At 71.5% G+C, this 14,414-nt stretch carries 12 protein-coding genes; 7 read left to right on the top strand and 5 right to left on the bottom strand.

Annotated elements, in window-relative coordinates; translation table 11 throughout:
* Window positions 1-28: 28 nt before the first annotated feature.
* Window positions 29-163, bottom strand: coding sequence for a hypothetical protein (locus AB0J93_RS02905; protein ID WP_363917481.1), 135 nt, complete (start codon window positions 161-163; stop codon window positions 29-31).
* On the opposite strand from AB0J93_RS02905, the gene bioB reads away from it, so the two are divergent.
* From bioB to AB0J93_RS02890, 3 genes are read left to right on the top strand one after another with little or no spacing between them, the layout of a single operon-like run.
* Window positions 162-1,157, top strand: a complete 996-nt coding sequence (gene bioB, locus AB0J93_RS02900; RefSeq protein WP_363917479.1) for a biotin synthase BioB — start codon at window positions 162-164, stop codon at window positions 1,155-1,157. The genes AB0J93_RS02905 and bioB overlap by 2 nt on opposite strands.
* Entirely contained in the window at window positions 1,157-1,354 is a 198-nt protein-coding gene (locus AB0J93_RS02895) for a hypothetical protein (RefSeq protein ID WP_363917477.1), read from the top strand. Before bioB ends, AB0J93_RS02895 begins: the two co-directional genes overlap by 1 nt.
* A 4-nt stretch (window positions 1,355-1,358) precedes the next feature.
* The gene (locus AB0J93_RS02890) at window positions 1,359-1,862 is read left to right on the top strand and encodes a GNAT family protein (protein WP_363917475.1); all 504 of its coding nucleotides are present in this window, start codon (window positions 1,359-1,361) and stop codon (window positions 1,860-1,862) included.
* Between the two features lie 498 nt (window positions 1,863-2,360).
* Here AB0J93_RS02890 and AB0J93_RS02885 read toward each other — a convergent pair whose 3' ends face one another.
* Window positions 2,361-5,213, bottom strand: coding sequence for a glycoside hydrolase family 9 protein (locus tag AB0J93_RS02885; protein ID WP_363917711.1), 2,853 nt, complete (start codon window positions 5,211-5,213; stop codon window positions 2,361-2,363).
* Window positions 5,214-5,673: 460 nt separating this feature from the next.
* Between AB0J93_RS02885 and AB0J93_RS02880 the strand changes: the two genes are divergently transcribed.
* Window positions 5,674-6,435: an LPXTG cell wall anchor domain-containing protein gene (locus AB0J93_RS02880; RefSeq protein ID WP_363917473.1), complete on the top strand. Its 762-nt coding sequence runs from the start codon at window positions 5,674-5,676 to the stop codon at window positions 6,433-6,435.
* Window positions 6,436-6,784: 349 nt separating this feature from the next.
* On the top strand, window positions 6,785-8,353 hold the full coding sequence (locus AB0J93_RS02875; RefSeq protein ID WP_363917471.1) for an aldehyde dehydrogenase family protein: 1,569 nt from the start codon (window positions 6,785-6,787) through the stop codon (window positions 8,351-8,353).
* Window positions 8,354-8,450: 97 nt separating this feature from the next.
* Here AB0J93_RS02875 and AB0J93_RS02870 read toward each other — a convergent pair whose 3' ends face one another.
* Window positions 8,451-9,509: a GNAT family N-acetyltransferase gene (locus tag AB0J93_RS02870; RefSeq protein WP_363917469.1), complete on the bottom strand. Its 1,059-nt coding sequence runs from the start codon at window positions 9,507-9,509 to the stop codon at window positions 8,451-8,453.
* A 101-nt stretch (window positions 9,510-9,610) separates the two neighbouring features.
* Window positions 9,611-10,312 carry an amino acid-binding protein gene (locus AB0J93_RS02865; protein WP_363917467.1) on the bottom strand — a complete coding sequence of 234 codons (702 nt, stop codon included), beginning with the start codon at window positions 10,310-10,312 and terminating at the stop codon, window positions 9,611-9,613.
* A gap of 148 nt (window positions 10,313-10,460) precedes the next feature.
* Between AB0J93_RS02865 and AB0J93_RS02860 the strand changes: the two genes are divergently transcribed.
* Together AB0J93_RS02860 and AB0J93_RS02855 are read left to right on the top strand one after the other, a co-directional pair.
* Window positions 10,461-11,513, top strand: coding sequence for a phosphotransferase family protein (locus tag AB0J93_RS02860; RefSeq protein ID WP_363917465.1), 1,053 nt, complete (start codon window positions 10,461-10,463; stop codon window positions 11,511-11,513).
* The gene (locus AB0J93_RS02855) at window positions 11,513-12,733 is read left to right on the top strand and encodes an acyl-CoA dehydrogenase family protein (protein ID WP_363917463.1); all 1,221 of its coding nucleotides are present in this window, start codon (window positions 11,513-11,515) and stop codon (window positions 12,731-12,733) included. Before AB0J93_RS02860 ends, AB0J93_RS02855 begins: the two co-directional genes overlap by 1 nt.
* Before the next feature lie 560 nt (window positions 12,734-13,293).
* Here the strand turns inward: AB0J93_RS02855 and AB0J93_RS02850 are convergent.
* Window positions 13,294-14,340 carry a LacI family DNA-binding transcriptional regulator gene (locus tag AB0J93_RS02850; protein WP_363917461.1) on the bottom strand — a complete coding sequence of 349 codons (1,047 nt, stop codon included), beginning with the start codon at window positions 14,338-14,340 and terminating at the stop codon, window positions 13,294-13,296.
* Between the last annotated feature and the right edge of the window lie 74 nt (window positions 14,341-14,414).

The raw sequence follows: 14,414 nt of genomic DNA, 5'->3' as shown, positions 1-14,414 counted from the left end.
ACGTCCCTTCCCCGCCGGTCTCCGCCCGTCAGGCGCTTCCGCCGGGCGAAGTTACCACCCGGGACGCCCGCACCGGCGTGGCGGCGTACGGCTCGCCGCGCTGCGTCACCCGGGCGGCCGGGTCGGATCGGGCGGCGCGGCGGCCTTGTAGGGTACGTGCCATGCCAGAGATCCTCGACCAGGCCCGGGACCAGGTGCTGCACAACGGCGTCGGTCTCGACGAGGCCGGTGTCCTCGCCGTGCTGAACCTGCCCGACGAGCACCTGTCCGCCGTGCTCCAGCTCGCCCACGACGTGCGGATGCGCTGGTGCGGCCCGGAGGTCGAGGTCGAGGGCATCGTGTCGCTGAAGACCGGCGGCTGCCCGGAGGACTGCCACTTCTGCTCCCAGTCCGGCCTGTTCACCTCGCCGGTGCGGTCGGTGTGGCTGGACATTCCCTCGCTGGTGCAGGCGGCGAAGCAGACCGCCGCGACCGGGGCGACGGAGTTCTGCATCGTGGCCGCCGTCCGCGGCCCGGACGCCCGGCTGATGAAGCAGATGCGTGCGGGCGTCGCGGCGATCAAGGCCGAGGTCGACATCCAGGTCGCCGCCTCGCTCGGCATGCTCACCCAGGAGCAGGTCGACGAGCTTGTCGACATGGGCGTGCACCGCTACAACCACAACCTGGAGACCTGCCGGTCGTACTTCCCGAACGTGGTCACCACGCACTCCTGGGAGGAGCGGTGGGAGACCCTGCGGATGGTCCGCGAATCCGGCATGGAGGTCTGCTGCGGCGGCATCCTCGGCCTCGGCGAGACCGTCGAGCAGCGGGCCGAGTTCGCCGCGCAGCTCGCCGAGTTGGATCCGCACGAGGTGCCGCTGAACTTCCTCAACCCTCGGCCCGGCACGCCGCTGGGCGACCGCCCGGTGGTGGAGGGCAGGGACGCGCTGCGGGCCATCGCCGCGTTCCGGCTGGCCATGCCGCGCACCATCCTGCGGTACGCGGGCGGGCGGGAGATCACCCTGGGTGATCTCGGTACCCGCGACGGGCTGCTCGGCGGCATCAACGCCGTGATCGTCGGCAACTACCTGACCACCCTCGGTCGACCGGCCACGGACGACCTCAAGCTGCTCGACGAGTTGAAGATGCCGGTCAAGGCGCTGTCAGCGACGCTGTGATGCCAGCCGTGGCAGGTCAGACCTGGTGCGACAGGTGCGGGGAAGCAGCGGCGTCCGGCGCACACGAGCAGTGTGCGGCGGCCCGCGCCCTGGAGCCGCCCCGGTACTGCGCCCAATGCCGACGCCGGATGAAGGTGCAGGTACTGCCGGTCGGCTGGTCGGCGATCTGCGTCGAACACGGGGAGATTCGGAGCTGAGCGGATGCTGCGCGGCAAGGCGGTGACCCTACGACCGGCGACGGCCGCCGACGTGCCCGTACTGGCGCGGATCCGCGCCGAGCCCGAGGTGCGCCGCTGGTGGCGCGGCGGCGACGACCTGGTCGCCGCCGTCGAGGCGGATCTCGCCGAGGAGGGCGTCTCGGTGTACGCCATCGAGCACGGCGACCGGGTGGTCGGCGCGATCCAGTGGCACGCCGAGGACGACCCGGACTACCGGCACGCCGGCCTCGACATCTTCCTCGACCCCTCGGTACGCGGCGCCGGGCTCGCCGGGGACGCCATCCGCGTCCTGATCCGCCACCTGATCGACGACCACGGCCACCACCGCTTCACCATCGACCCGGCGGCGGCGAACACCGCCGCCATCCGGGCGTACGCGAAGGTGGGTTTCCGGACGGTCGGCGTGATGCGCCGCTACGAGCGTGGCGAGGACGGCCGCTGGCACGACGGCCTGCTGATGGACCTCCTCGCCGACGACCTGCGCTGACGCCGCCCGGGCGGACTCGTCCGGCGGAGCCTGCGTTCCTCCCCGACGCACTGCTCCTGACAGACCGTGACGTCTGCCCCCCTCCAGCCACTCCACTCCGCGCCCTTTGCTCTGCTTCAACCAACGCAACGCTCACCGACAGTGGCGGCAATCGTCGCCTGCTTGGCCACCGGCCGATGCGGATCCCCTGCTCAGGCGCTATTGCGTGGGTTGAAGCAGAGCAAAGCGTGCGAGGTGAGGTAAAGGTCTTACGCCGCCTATGCCACGCAGAGTGAGCATTGCTCGCTGTGTTCGGCCTGTCGGGAAGCGCCGCCAGCCGCAGGTCGCCATCAGCCACAGGTCGGCCTCCGCCGCGCAGCACGCCCGGCCGCAGCAGCGGTCCCGAGCTGACGCCGCTGTGCTGGCATGTCACACAGGCGCGATCGTTCCTGTGTGACATGCCAGCACGGAGCGTTACACCGGTCGGCCCGGCTGCGACCGGGGGAACCGGTATTCGTGTCAGCCGACGGTGCAGGTGGCGCCGTTGAGCGTGAACGAGGTGGGCTTCGGGTTGCTGCCCGTGTGGGTGCCGTTGAAGCCGATGCCTACCGACGCGCCCGCCGCCAGGTTGCCGTTGTACGACAGGTTGGTGGCGGTCACCGCCGCGCCGGTCTGGGCGTAGGTGGCCGACCAGCCCTGGCCGACCCGCTGCCCGCTGTTCGGGAAGCTGAACGCCAGGGTCCAACCGTTGATCGCGGTGGTGCCGGTGTTGGTGATGGTGATGTTGGCCGTGAAGCCGGTGCTCCAGTCGTTGCTGCCGTAGGTGACCCGACAGGGTGAGGTGGGCAGCGGGGCCGAGGTGGTCACCGTCACCGTGCCCGAGGGCGGCGAGGCGTTGCCGGCCGCGTCGATCGCCACCACGTAGAACGAGTACGTGTTCTCGGGTTGCAGGCCGGTCACCGCGTACGTGGTCCCGGTGACCGTGGCGACAAGCACGTCACCCAGGGCCGGCCCCCGGTAGATCCGGTACCCGGTCACACCGACGTTGTCGGTCGACGGGGCCCAGCTCAGCGTCGCACCGGTGGTGGTGATCGCCGACGCCGTCAACGAACTCGGCGCACTCGGCGGGACGGTGTCACCGTCGTCGACCGCCGGGACGGTCACGGTCAGCATCGGCGACGCGGTCGAGGTGTTGCCGGCCTTGTCCCGGGCCTGCACGGTGATCTCGTAGGTTCGCGCCGGGGAGACGTCGAGCACCAGCGAGTTCGTGCTGGAGGGGTACCAGCTGTAGGTGTCGCTGCCGACCACGTGGGTGTTGACGATGTAGACGTCGATCCCGCTGCCCGCGTCGGTGGACGCTGCCCAGGTCAGGTTCACCGAGCGGGAGGTGACCGAGGTGGCCACCGGCGTGCCGGGGGTGGTAGGTGGCGTGGTGTCACTGCTGGACGCGGGCTCCTCGCCCCACACCCGCACGCCACCGACGTAGAGCGGCACGTTGCGGTTCGGCCCGGCGGTGGTCTGGAACGACGGGTCGTCGCTCGGATCCCAGGCGACCCCCTCGGGCACCCCGATCTTGAACTGCACCTCCATCCGGTGCTGTGACTGGCCGGCGGGGGCGATGGTGTGCCCGGTGCAGTCGACCTCCACGTACCAGAGGTCACCCTGGACGTTGCGGGCGGTGCTGGGCGACGGGCAGCCCTGGGTGTAGCCCGGGGTGACCTGCACCGGTGAGAGACCCAGGCCGGGGACCCGGAAGTAGTAGCGGAACTTCGCGTCGGTGAGGGCCCGGGCCGGGAAGGCCGACTTGTTGTAGACGATCGCCTTGATGCCGGTGGACCGGGTCTCGTTCTGCATCACCGTGGTCTCCACGGTCAGCTCGTCGATGTCGGGCTGCTCGGGAACCGGGAAGTTCGCCAGCGGGGTGCCGCCGTACTCCTGGGACAGCCGGGCCAGCGCGGAGGTGAAGCCGGCGTTGTAGTCGGTGGCGACCTCGTTCATCACGTAGTCCGACCGGTTGTCGGTGTACGCGTCGTTCGGTGACGACGGCCCGCCGACAAGCGCGCCGTAGAGGGTGTGCCTTGTCTCGGTGGGTACGGTCATGCTGTCCCACCAGGAGCCGTGCGCGGTGCGGTGGTGCGGGTTCTTCGGCGGGTTGGCCCCGAACCCGATCACGTAGCTGGAGTTGCGCGGGTTGTCGCCGAGCGCGTAGTTGATCTGCCGGACGGCGAAGTCGTGGTATCGCGCCTTGCGGGTCGCGTCGGTGGTCTTGTCGCTGTAGACGAGCGCGGCGAACGCGGTGTTGGCGGCGTACCGCAACGCACCCCACGAGTCGAGCACCGCCATCCCGCCGGGCGAGTACCGGACCCGCTCGCCGTTGACGCCGACGGTCCAGAAGTCCAGCCACCGGTTGGCGTCGTCGACGTACTTCTGCTTGCCGGTCAGGTTGGCCAGCAGCACGTACGCCCCGAACTGCTTGTTGTCCCAGGCGACGGTCCACTTGTAGGAGCGGGTGGTGGTTTGCGGCTCGGTGCCGAGCTTGTCGTACTCGCTCTCCGCCTTGGCCAGGTACGCGGCGTCGCCGGTGGCCCGGTACAGCCAGATCGCGCCCCAGACCAGTTCGTCCTGGTAGCCGCTCCAGGAGCGGTAGAAGCTTGTCGCGTCGGTGATGCACTCGTGGTAGTTCTTCCGCACGGTGTCGGCGAAGGTGTAGAGCTGCCGCGCGTGGGTCAGCAGCTTGTCGGCGTACGCGGCGTCGGTGGGCCGGAACACCATGGAGGAGGCGGCCATCGCGGCGGCGGTCTCCCCCGCCAGGTCCGCGCCACCACAACTCGCGTCGATCTTGTACGCGGGCCGCGCCATCTGCATCACCTCGGCCGGCCCCCACCACTTGTGGTCGTCGTCGCCCTTGCCCACCTGGCCGTAGAGGACGTTCGGCGACGGGTGCGCCTTGACGAAGTAGTCGTTGACGTAGCGGAGGTTGTTGAGCAGGTGGGTGAGCTGACCGGAGGCGGCGTACCCGGCCCGGTACTCGACCGCTCCCCAGGCCAGCATGGTGGCGCTGAACGCCATCGGGAAGCCGAACTTCACATGGTCACCGGCGTCGTACCAGCCGCCGGTGAGGTCGACTCCGACGTCCGAGCCGTCGCGGAGCGCCGAGTCGCCGCGCCATGAGACGCGGTTCCAGTCCGGTAGTTCCCCGGACTGCTGCGCCTCGTAGAACAGCAGGGACTTCTGTAGCGCCTCGGCGTAGTTGAAGGTCGGTGCCGCGGCGGCGGTCACGGCGCCGTCGGTCGGCGCGGCGGCGGCACCGGTCGCGGGTACGCCGATCGCGAGTGCGAGACCGGCGGCGAGTGCGGTGACGGTGGCCAGCATTCGGCGGGGCCAGGGCTGGTCGGGACGGTGGTGCGGAGACGGCTGGTCCGGCAGCGGTCGATCGCCGCGGAAGCGGCCCGACCCTGGGGGTAGATGCATGCGACTACTCCTGTCGATGCGTGCCCGACGGCATCGACCGGACGCGTGCCCGCGTCGGACTGGACGGCTGCCGGCGGTGGTGGTGGCGGCGAGGTGGCTCCAACAGGACCGGGAGCGCTCCCATGGATAGCTGACAATGTAATCCGGGCACCGACGGTTGGGAAGCCCGCCCAACGGCGACGTGGGGCGTCGGAAAGCCTTGCGGCGTTACACCGACACGCGCGGAGACAGCCCCCGAGACACCCCCGCGGGCACATCGCGGCCTCAGGTCTGCCCAGGTCAGACCGTTCACCCGAGATCAGAACCGGCCGTCCGGGTGCGAGCATGTGCCGTCATCCCGCTGAGATCCGGAGGAATTCTCATGCCACAGCGTCGGCACGTGGCGCGCGCGGCCGTTTCTGGCGCCGCCGCCACGGCCCTCCTCGCCCTCGCCGCTCCGGCCTGGGCGAGCAGCACGGCTCCACTCCACTCGCCCCACAAGGGGGCCACCGCCGCCGGCTTCGAGACGCAGAACTGCGACGACGACCGGTTCGAGGGACTCACGGCGGACCAGGACGGCTGGCACTTCGTCCTGCCCGGCGGCGCGTCCGCGGGCAGCTTCCAGAGCATCGAACTGACCTTCGCCACCAGCGGCGGAGAGTCCGTCACCGTGACGATCCCCGACGCCGGCGACCCCTACCCGGATGCCTTCTACTCGGCCAACGGCCGGGTGATCCACGCATACCTGTTCACCCCTGCCGGCTGGACCCTGAGCGACGGCACGGCCACGATCAGCGGGCAGTCCAACGCGTTCAACCTCAGCCACACCTGCGCCGGCCAGCCAACCCCGCAGTCGCCGACCCCCACGCCAACCAGCCCGGAGTCGCCGACCCCCACGCCCACCACTCCGGAATCACCCACCCCGGAGTCGCCCACGCCGACGCCCACCGCTCCCGAGTCGCCGGTTCCGTCGGACACACCGTCGGACGGCACCGGCGGTGGCGGCGGTGACGACGACGGCAACCTGCCGGTCACCGGCACGGCGGTGACGACCATGGCCCTGGTCGGCGTCGGCCTGATCGGTGGCGGTGTCGCCCTGGTCGCGCTGCGACGCCGCCGCGACGGGATCACCTTCACCAGCTGACACCACCATCCGAGAACGGCCGCCGGCGTCCCTCCGGCGGCCGTTCTCGTCGTGGAGGCACCGGCGGGCCGCCCCTGGTCGATGCCACCGCCGGGTAACCGCGGCCGTACTCGCCAGTAACAAAGGGGGATTCTTCACATCATTCAAACTGCTCGATATTTAGACAGCGAATCGGCAGGTGAGAGCGGGTGAATCGAGGCGCGGGCGATCCTCCACTGAGGAGTAAACCGAACCGGGTGTCCTGCGATACGGAACGTGCTGTTGCCGTCGCGCTCGGCGGCACGCGACAGTACGCGGCACCTGGCGGCACCCGTCGATGGCCGCTCCCCGCCCACCTGAGGAGATCGCGATGGCTCTACGACTCGCCGACGGAACCTCCTGGTCCGACACCCTCGCCCGGGCGGTGGCCGCCACCGGCGAGGCGTTCGACCGCCCGGTCGACGGCACCACCACATTGCGGAACCTGGTCAGCGGCGAGTGGCGCACCGGTGGCGTGCCGACGCCGACGCGTACCCCGGTCGACAACAGTGTGCTTGTCAACCTGCCGCGGCTGGACGCGGCGACCGCCCACGACGCGGTCGCCCACGCCGCCGCGGCCCACACCACCTGGGCCGACACCCCGCTGGCCGAACGCAAGTCGCGGGTCACCGACGCCCTGGACGCCCTCACCGACCATCGCGACCTGCTGGCAATGCTGCTCGTCTGGGAGATCGGCAAGCCGTGGCGACTGGCCTGTGCCGACGTGGACCGCGCACTCGACGGGGTGCGCTGGTACGTCGAGGAGATCGATCGGATGCTCGCCGACGGTCGCGCTCCGCTACCCGGCCCGGTCAGCAACATCGCCTCGTGGAACTACCCGATGAGCGTGCTGGTGCACGCCGAACTGGTGCAGCTGCTCGCCGGCAACGCGGTCATCGCCAAGACACCGTCGCAGGGCGGCGCGGTCTGTCTCACCGTCGCGCACGCGCTGCTGCACCGTGCCGGACTACCCGCCACCCTGCTCTCCGGCAGCGGCGAGGCGCTGTCCGAGGTGCTGGTACGGGCACCCGAGATCGGCGCGGTGGCGTTCGTCGGCGGCCGCTCCAACGGGGGCAAGGTGGCCGCCGCACTGCTCGACTCGAACAAGCGCCACTTCATCGAGCAGGAGGGCCTGAACGCCTGGGGCGTCTGGAACTTCTCCCAGTGGGACCTGCTCGCCGCCCACCTGAAGAAGGGCTTCGAGTACGGCAAGCAGCGCTGCACCGCGTACCCCCGGTTCGTGGTGCAGCGGGACCTGGTCGACGAGTTCCTCGACATGTATCTGCCGGTGGTCCGCTCGGTCCGGTTCGGGCACCCGCTCGCGGTCGACGAGACCTGGCAGGTCGGAGACCCGTTGCCGGAGCTCGACTTCGGCCCGCTGATCAGCGCCGCCAAGGCCGACGAGCTGCACCGCAAGGTCGACGAGGCGGTACGGGGCGGCGCCGTCCCGCTGTACCGGGGCAAACTCGACGGCGCGCCGTTCCCGCCCGGGCAGGACACCTCGGCGTACGTCGCGCCGTCGGTGCTGCTCGCCCCGCCCGGCCGGTCCCGGCTGATGCACGCCGAGCCGTTCGGCCCGGTCGACACGATCGTCGTGGTGGACACCACCGACGAGTTGCTGGCCCAGATGAACGCCTCCAACGGCGCGCTGGTGGCCTCCCTCGCCTGCGACGACACCGACGAGGCGGCGAAGCTGGCGGTCGACCTCCAGGCCTTCAAGGTGGGCATCAACAAGCCCCGTTCCCGGGGCGACCGCCAGGAGCCGTTCGGCGGTCGGGGTGCTTCCTGGAAGGGTGCCTTCGTCGGCGGGGACCTGCTCGTCCAGGCCGTCACCGTCGGCGACGACGACCGCCTCTACGGCAACTTCCAGGACCGCACCGCCCTGCCCCCGAACATCTGACCGCATCGGCCAGGAAGCACGCGGTGGGCAGGACTCCCGCACCGGGAGTCCTGCCCACCTCACCGGCCTCCGCACCGGAGGTCGGTCGTCTGAGCCGTCAGCCGGCGCTCTTCGCCGCCGGTGCCTCGGCGGCCAACGGCACGGTCATGGTCAGCAGGGTGCCGTCCCGCTGGAGGGTGGTCGGCCGGGACAACCGGCGCAGCGTACGCAGCATCGGTGCGTTGTCCGCCTGGACGTGCGCCACCATCGCCGCGTAACCCGCCGACTCGGCCTGCCGGGTCAGCCGACGCAGCAGCGTCGAGCCCAGCCCACGGCGCTGCCAGTCGTCGCGTACCAACAGCGCCAACTCGGCCTCGTCGCCCTCGGCCAGCAGGTTCGCCATCGCGACGACCGACTCCGCCGCCCCGCCGGAGCCGGTCGTCGCGGCGACCAGGGTCAGCCCGCGGGCCGGCTCCAGGAGTCGACGCAGTCGGGCCGGTGAGGGCAGACCCGCACCCCCCAGGTAACGGCGCTGCCGGCTGCGCACCGAGCAGGCCTGGTGCAACTCGACCACCGCCGTCAGGTCGTCCGCGACGGCCGGGCGTACGGTCAGCTCGGCACCATCCGGCAGGACCACGGTGACCTGCTCAGCGCTGCGGCGGGCGGCGGTGGCCCCCAGTTCGAGCAGCGCCTGGGCCCGGGCGTACTCGGCCGGGGTGAAGCTCGGCGCGACCCGGCGCAGGGTGTACGACCCGCCGTTCGGGTCGGCCAGCAGCATCGTCATGCCGTCGATTCCCGGGCGGGCCAGGGCCGGTGCGGCCCGCCAGGTCACCTCGTCGGCACCGAGCAGAGCCCGTAGCACCTCACCTGTCGCGTCCGGGTCATGCACCAGCCGGGTCGCCAGCCCGAGCACCCGGGTCGGCTGATCGGCCAGGCCACGCGCCTCGCTGCGCGCCACCCAGCAGTCCCGCCCCCGGCCGCGTTCGACGGCGGCGAGCAGTCCCGCCTCGTCGAGTGTGTCCGGCGCGTCGACGAGGAAATCATCGACGGCACCGTGCTCGGTGGTGTGCACCTGCACGGTGAGGATGTTGACTCCACGCAACGCGAGGCTCGCCGTGAGCACCGACAGGTAACCCGGCCGGTCGTCCACGGTGGCTCGGATCCGCCACAGCGTCATCGTTGCCTCCCTTCGCGTGCCACCCTCGTCCGCGGCTGTTGCCGGTCGGTTGCCTCACCATGTCCAGCCGCGTCCGGCCCTGCGGTCTGCGTCACATTCGGTCAGGGGTTGGCGCTGACCGGCGGAGCGCCGACCAGGTCGAGCCGGTCGCCGAGGATCACGGCGCAGGCGCGGACCAGTTGGGCGAGCCGGTCCACCTCGGTGGAGTGGAAGGCGGCCGGCGTGAGGGTCTCGCCGTGCTCACGGGACACCACCAGCACCAGCCCGGCCCGGCCGAACGGCGCGACCGCGAAATGGCCGCCGTCCAGCGCGGTCATCGACCGGGCGCGCAGCGGGGTCACCTCCGGCAGCTTCGGCGGCACCGGGGTACGCCAACTGGCGTGCCCGACCGTCGCACCGCCGCCCCCGGTGCGGGAGGCCCAGTCGACCGGCACCACCGCGGCGACCGCCCAGTCGGCGGCGAGCAGCCCGGGTACCGCGTCGACCAGGGTGGCCAGCCCGTCGGCCGGGTTGGCCGCGACCTGGGCCAGCAGCTCGGCGTCCTGACCGGTGGTGGTGGGCGCGCCGATCGCCCGCCAGACCCCGTCCACCCGTACGCCGGGGATCGCCGCCAGGCCGGCCAGCAGCCGCTCCACCCGCGCGGCGCCCGGCCACACCACAGTGAAATCGTCGACCGCCCGCCCGCCGAGGCGTTCCAGCACGACCACCTGGACGATGTCCGCCCCGGACACGCCGAGGGTGCGCGCCACCTGACCGAGCGTGCCTGGACGGTCCGGCAGGGTGACCCGAACGCGCAGCAACATCTCAAACCCCTCCGCTCGGCGGGCCGGCACACTGGCCGGCAGGCTGGTGTCAGCCTGGCAGTTGACCATTTCGTCCCTGTTGCGGCGGCATGTCCCGAGGGTCAAACCTGACCTTGACAACCCGCCGGAGCTGCCATGAACTGTCCGGATGACCGAACCGACCGCCGGCTCGCCCGCCGGTCTGGATCTGGACCGGCTCCGCGGCTACCTGGCGGCGCGCCGCCCCGATCTGGCCGCCGGCCCGTTACGGGCCGAGCTGATCGCCGGTGGCCGGTCGAACCTGACCTACCTGGTGCACGCCGGCGATCGGGAGGTGGTGCTGCGCCGCCCACCGCTCGGGCACGTGCTGGCCACCGCGCACGACATGGCCCGGGAGTTCCGGGTCATCTCGGCGCTCGCCCCGACCGACGTCCCGGTGCCCGGCGCCCTGCTACTCTGCGCCGAGCCGGAGGTACTGGGGGCGCCGTTCTATCTGATGGAACGGGTGCCAGGCGAGGTGTTCCGCAGCCGCTCCCGCACCGACCGGCTCACCGGCGAGCAGCGACACGGGCTGGCCATGACGATGATGGACACCCTGGCGGCGCTGCACACGGTCGAGCCGGCGACGGTCGGCCTGGCCGACTTCGGCCGCCCGGAGGGGTTCCTGGCGCGGCAGGTCCGCCGCTGGTCGGGGCAGCTCGACCGCTCCCGCAGCCGGCCGCTGCCCGGCATCGACGAGCTGCGCGACCGGCTCGCCGCCACCGCGCCTGAGGGCGCCAACGCCGGTCGGATCGTGCACGGGGACTTCCGGCTGGACAACCTGCTCGCCACCGTCGACCCGGTGACGGTGACGGCGGTGCTGGACTGGGAGATGGCCACCCTCGGCGACCCGCTCGCCGACCTGGGGCTGTTGCTGACCTACTGGGACGTGCTCGGCGGCAGTGAGGTCTCCGACGGTAATCCGGTCGCCGACGGCCTCGGCCCGCGCGCCGGCTTTCCCAGCGGTGCCGAGCTGATCGACAGGTACGCCGGCCGCAGCGACGTCGACGTCGGTCCGCTGCACTGGCACATCGCGCTGGGCTGCTTCAAACTCGCCGTCATCTGCGAGGGCATCCACTACCGGCACACCCTCGGCCAGACCCTCGGCGAGGGCTTCGACACCATCGGCGGCCTCGTCGCCCCGCTTGTCGCACACGGACTGACCGCGGTGAAGGAGACCTGATGGACTTCGCGTACGACGCCCGGACCGAGCAGCTGCGCGCGGAGCTGACCGAATTCCTGGAGCAGCACGTGTACCCGGCCGAGGCGGTGCACGCCGCCCAGGTGAGCGCCGCCGGTGACCCGTGGGCTCGCCCGCCGGTGCTGGCCGAGCTGAAGGCCGAGGCGCGTCGGCGCGGCCTGTGGAACCTCTTCCTGCCCGATCCGCGCCACGGTGCCGGGCTGACCAACCTCCAGTACGCCCCGCTGGCCGAGCTGACCGGGCACAGCCCGCACCTCGCTCCGGAGTCGCTCAACTGCGCCGCACCGGACACCGGCAACATGGAACTGCTCGCCGAGTTCGGCTCCCCCGCCCAACAGGAACGGTGGCTCGCCCCGCTACTGGCGGGCGAGATCCGCTCCGCGTTCTGCATGACCGAGCCCGAGGTGGCCTCCTCCGACGCGACGAACATCGCCACGTCGATCCGCCGCGACGGTGACCACTACGTCATCGACGGCCGCAAGTGGTGGTCCTCCGGCGCGATGGACCCGGCCTGCGAGATCCTCATCGTGATGGGCAAGACCGATCCGGGCGCCGACCGGCACCGGCAGCAGAGCATGATCCTGGTCCCCCGCGACACCCCGGGGGTCACCGTCCGCCGGGGCATGCGGGTCTTCGGCTACAGCGACGCGTCGCACGGCGGCCACGCCGAGGTCGACTTCGAGGGCGTACGGGTGCCGGCGGAGAACCTGGTCGGCGCCGAGGGCACCGGCTTCGCCATCGCCCAGGCCCGGCTCGGCCCCGGCCGGATCCACCACTGCATGCGCCTGATCGGGATGGCCGAGCGAGCCCTGGAACTGCTCTGCCGCCGGGCCGTCGAGCGGGTCGCCTTCGGTCGCCCGCTCGCCGAGCAGGGCGTGGTACGCGAGTGGATCGCCGAGGCCCGGGTCCGCATCGAACAGGCCCGGCTGCTGGTCCTCAAGACGGCCTGGCTGATGGACACGGTCGGCAACAAGGGCGCGCACACCGAGATCCAGGCCATCAAGATCGCCACACCGGCGATGGCCGAGTGGGTCATCGACAAGGCCATCCAGGCGTACGGCGCGGCCGGGGTCAGCCAGGACACCCCTCTCGCCCAGCTCTGGGCCCAGGCCCGGACGCTGCGCCTCGCCGACGGCCCAGACGAGGTGCACCGCAACAGCCTCGCCAAGCGCGAGCTACGCCGCTGGACCGCCCCCGCCTGACCACAGCCAGGCCACCCACCACGCGAAAGACCGTTCCCCGTCACTGGACCGCCCGCACTGGGCACCTCACCCGGGCACGACCGGGCCCGCACGGGTCGGCTTCAATTCAGCGAGCGGGCCACCGCGTCGCCGCCCTCAGGACCGGAGCCACAGAACGGGCGAGATCTCGAGCATCACTTTCCGTATGCACCAAGCCGCCCCCGAGGTAACTACTTCACGTCCTTTGCTCTGCTTCAACTGACGCAACAGTCACGCTCAGTTTCGATGCCCGGCCGATAGCCGAATCCCGCCTCCGCATTACCGCTGGTCACGCACCAGTGCGTCAGTTGAAGCAGAGCAAAGCGTGCGAGGTGGCATGTGGGGAGTCGGCAGCGCTGTCACGCAGCGTCAGAAACACGGGGAGTCATCGGCTGCTGATCGGGCCGACGCCGACGGCGGCCCGCAGGCTGGCTCGCGTCGCGGCAGTCTCCGGGCACGGCAGCCCGGGCACGGCACAGCCAGGGCACAGCGCAGCCCGGGGCACAGCGCAGCCCGGGGCACAGCGCAGTCGGGTGCTGGGTTCAGGCGGAGGCGCGCTCGACGAACTGGGTGTCCAGGACGACGTGCGGAGTGGCGATCTCGTCACCGCGGATCCGGTCGACCAGCAGCCGCGCCATCTGCCGGCCCATCTCCTCCACCGGCTGAAACACCGACGTCAGTGGCGGGTTGGCCTGCCGGGCGATGGGCTCGTCGCCGAAGCCGACCACGGCCACGTCCTGCGGCACCCGACGGCCGGCCTCCCGCAGCGTCCGCATGGCACCGAACGCCATCAGGTCGGCGGCCACGAACACGGCGTCCAGGTCAGGGCAGCGCTCCAGCAGCCCGCGCATGGCCGTCGCCCCGCTCTCCTCACTGAAGTCGCCGTACGCGATCAGGTCGGGGTTGACGCCGAACCCGGCGGTGCGGACCGCGTCCCGATAGCCGGACAACCGGGCCAGGCCGGCGCCCATGTCCTGCGGGCCGGCGATGGTGGCGATGCGTCGCCGTCCCCGGCCGGCGAGGTACTCGACGGCCTGCCGTGCCCCACCGGCGTTGTTGACGTCGACGAACGAGGCTGGCTGCGCCTCAGGGTGCAGCATCCGCGCGGGCCGCCCGCCGAGCACGGTGGGCAGGCCGCGCTCCTCCAACAGCGTGGGCAGCGGATCGTCGTCGTGCAGCGACAGCAGCAGTACGCCGTCGATGTGCTGGTTGGTCAGGTGGTGCTCGACCCGCTCCCGCTCCAGCGGCGACTGGGCCATGGCCAGCCAGAGCTGCAACGGCGTCTCCAGCAGGGCGGAGCTGATCCCCCGGACGATGCCGGCGAAGAACGGCTCGGCGAAGATCCGCTCACCGGACTCGCTGACCACCAGGGCCACCGAGTCGGTCCGCTGAGTGACCAACGCCCGAGCGGCGCGGTTGGGTACGTACCCCAGTTCGGCGATGGCCTGTTGCACGGCGGCCCGGGCCTCCGGACTCACCTGCGGGGAGCCGTTGACCACGCGGGAGACCGTGCCGCGGCCCACTCCAGCGCGGGCGGCAACCGCGTCGAGCGTCGGCCGCCCGAGCGACCGGGTGCGCTGCGTTGTCATCGTCTGCTCCTCCGACGTCAGGCGGCCCCGGCACCTTCATCAGCGTTGGTGCCGGGCCGCCCGTTACTGGCTGG

It is taken from the genome of Micromonospora sp. NPDC049374 (genome assembly GCF_040677165.1).
Classification (GTDB): domain Bacteria; phylum Actinomycetota; class Actinomycetes; order Mycobacteriales; family Micromonosporaceae; genus Micromonospora.
Note: the sequence above shows the minus strand (reverse complement) of the source record. Positions and strands in the feature narration are given on the sequence as shown.

Excerpts from the sequence above, each read along its gene's own strand:
- bioB (WP_363917479.1), top strand. The coding sequence starts at position 162 with ATGCCAGAGATCCTCGACCAGGCCCGGGACCAGGTGCTGCACAACGGC.
- AB0J93_RS02905 (WP_363917481.1), bottom strand. The coding sequence starts at position 163 with ATGGCACGTACCCTACAAGGCCGCCGCGCCGCCCGATCCGACCCGGCC.
- AB0J93_RS02895 (WP_363917477.1), top strand. The coding sequence starts at position 1,157 with ATGCCAGCCGTGGCAGGTCAGACCTGGTGCGACAGGTGCGGGGAAGCA.
- AB0J93_RS02890 (WP_363917475.1), top strand. The coding sequence starts at position 1,359 with ATGCTGCGCGGCAAGGCGGTGACCCTACGACCGGCGACGGCCGCCGAC.
- AB0J93_RS02885 (WP_363917711.1), bottom strand. The coding sequence starts at position 5,213 with ATGCTGGCCACCGTCACCGCACTCGCCGCCGGTCTCGCACTCGCGATC.
- AB0J93_RS02880 (WP_363917473.1), top strand. The coding sequence starts at position 5,674 with ATGCCACAGCGTCGGCACGTGGCGCGCGCGGCCGTTTCTGGCGCCGCC.
- AB0J93_RS02875 (WP_363917471.1), top strand. The coding sequence starts at position 6,785 with ATGGCTCTACGACTCGCCGACGGAACCTCCTGGTCCGACACCCTCGCC.
- AB0J93_RS02870 (WP_363917469.1), bottom strand. The coding sequence starts at position 9,509 with ATGACGCTGTGGCGGATCCGAGCCACCGTGGACGACCGGCCGGGTTAC.
- AB0J93_RS02865 (WP_363917467.1), bottom strand. The coding sequence starts at position 10,312 with ATGTTGCTGCGCGTTCGGGTCACCCTGCCGGACCGTCCAGGCACGCTC.
- AB0J93_RS02860 (WP_363917465.1), top strand. The coding sequence starts at position 10,461 with ATGACCGAACCGACCGCCGGCTCGCCCGCCGGTCTGGATCTGGACCGG.
- AB0J93_RS02855 (WP_363917463.1), top strand. The coding sequence starts at position 11,513 with ATGGACTTCGCGTACGACGCCCGGACCGAGCAGCTGCGCGCGGAGCTG.
- AB0J93_RS02850 (WP_363917461.1), bottom strand. The coding sequence starts at position 14,340 with ATGACAACGCAGCGCACCCGGTCGCTCGGGCGGCCGACGCTCGACGCG.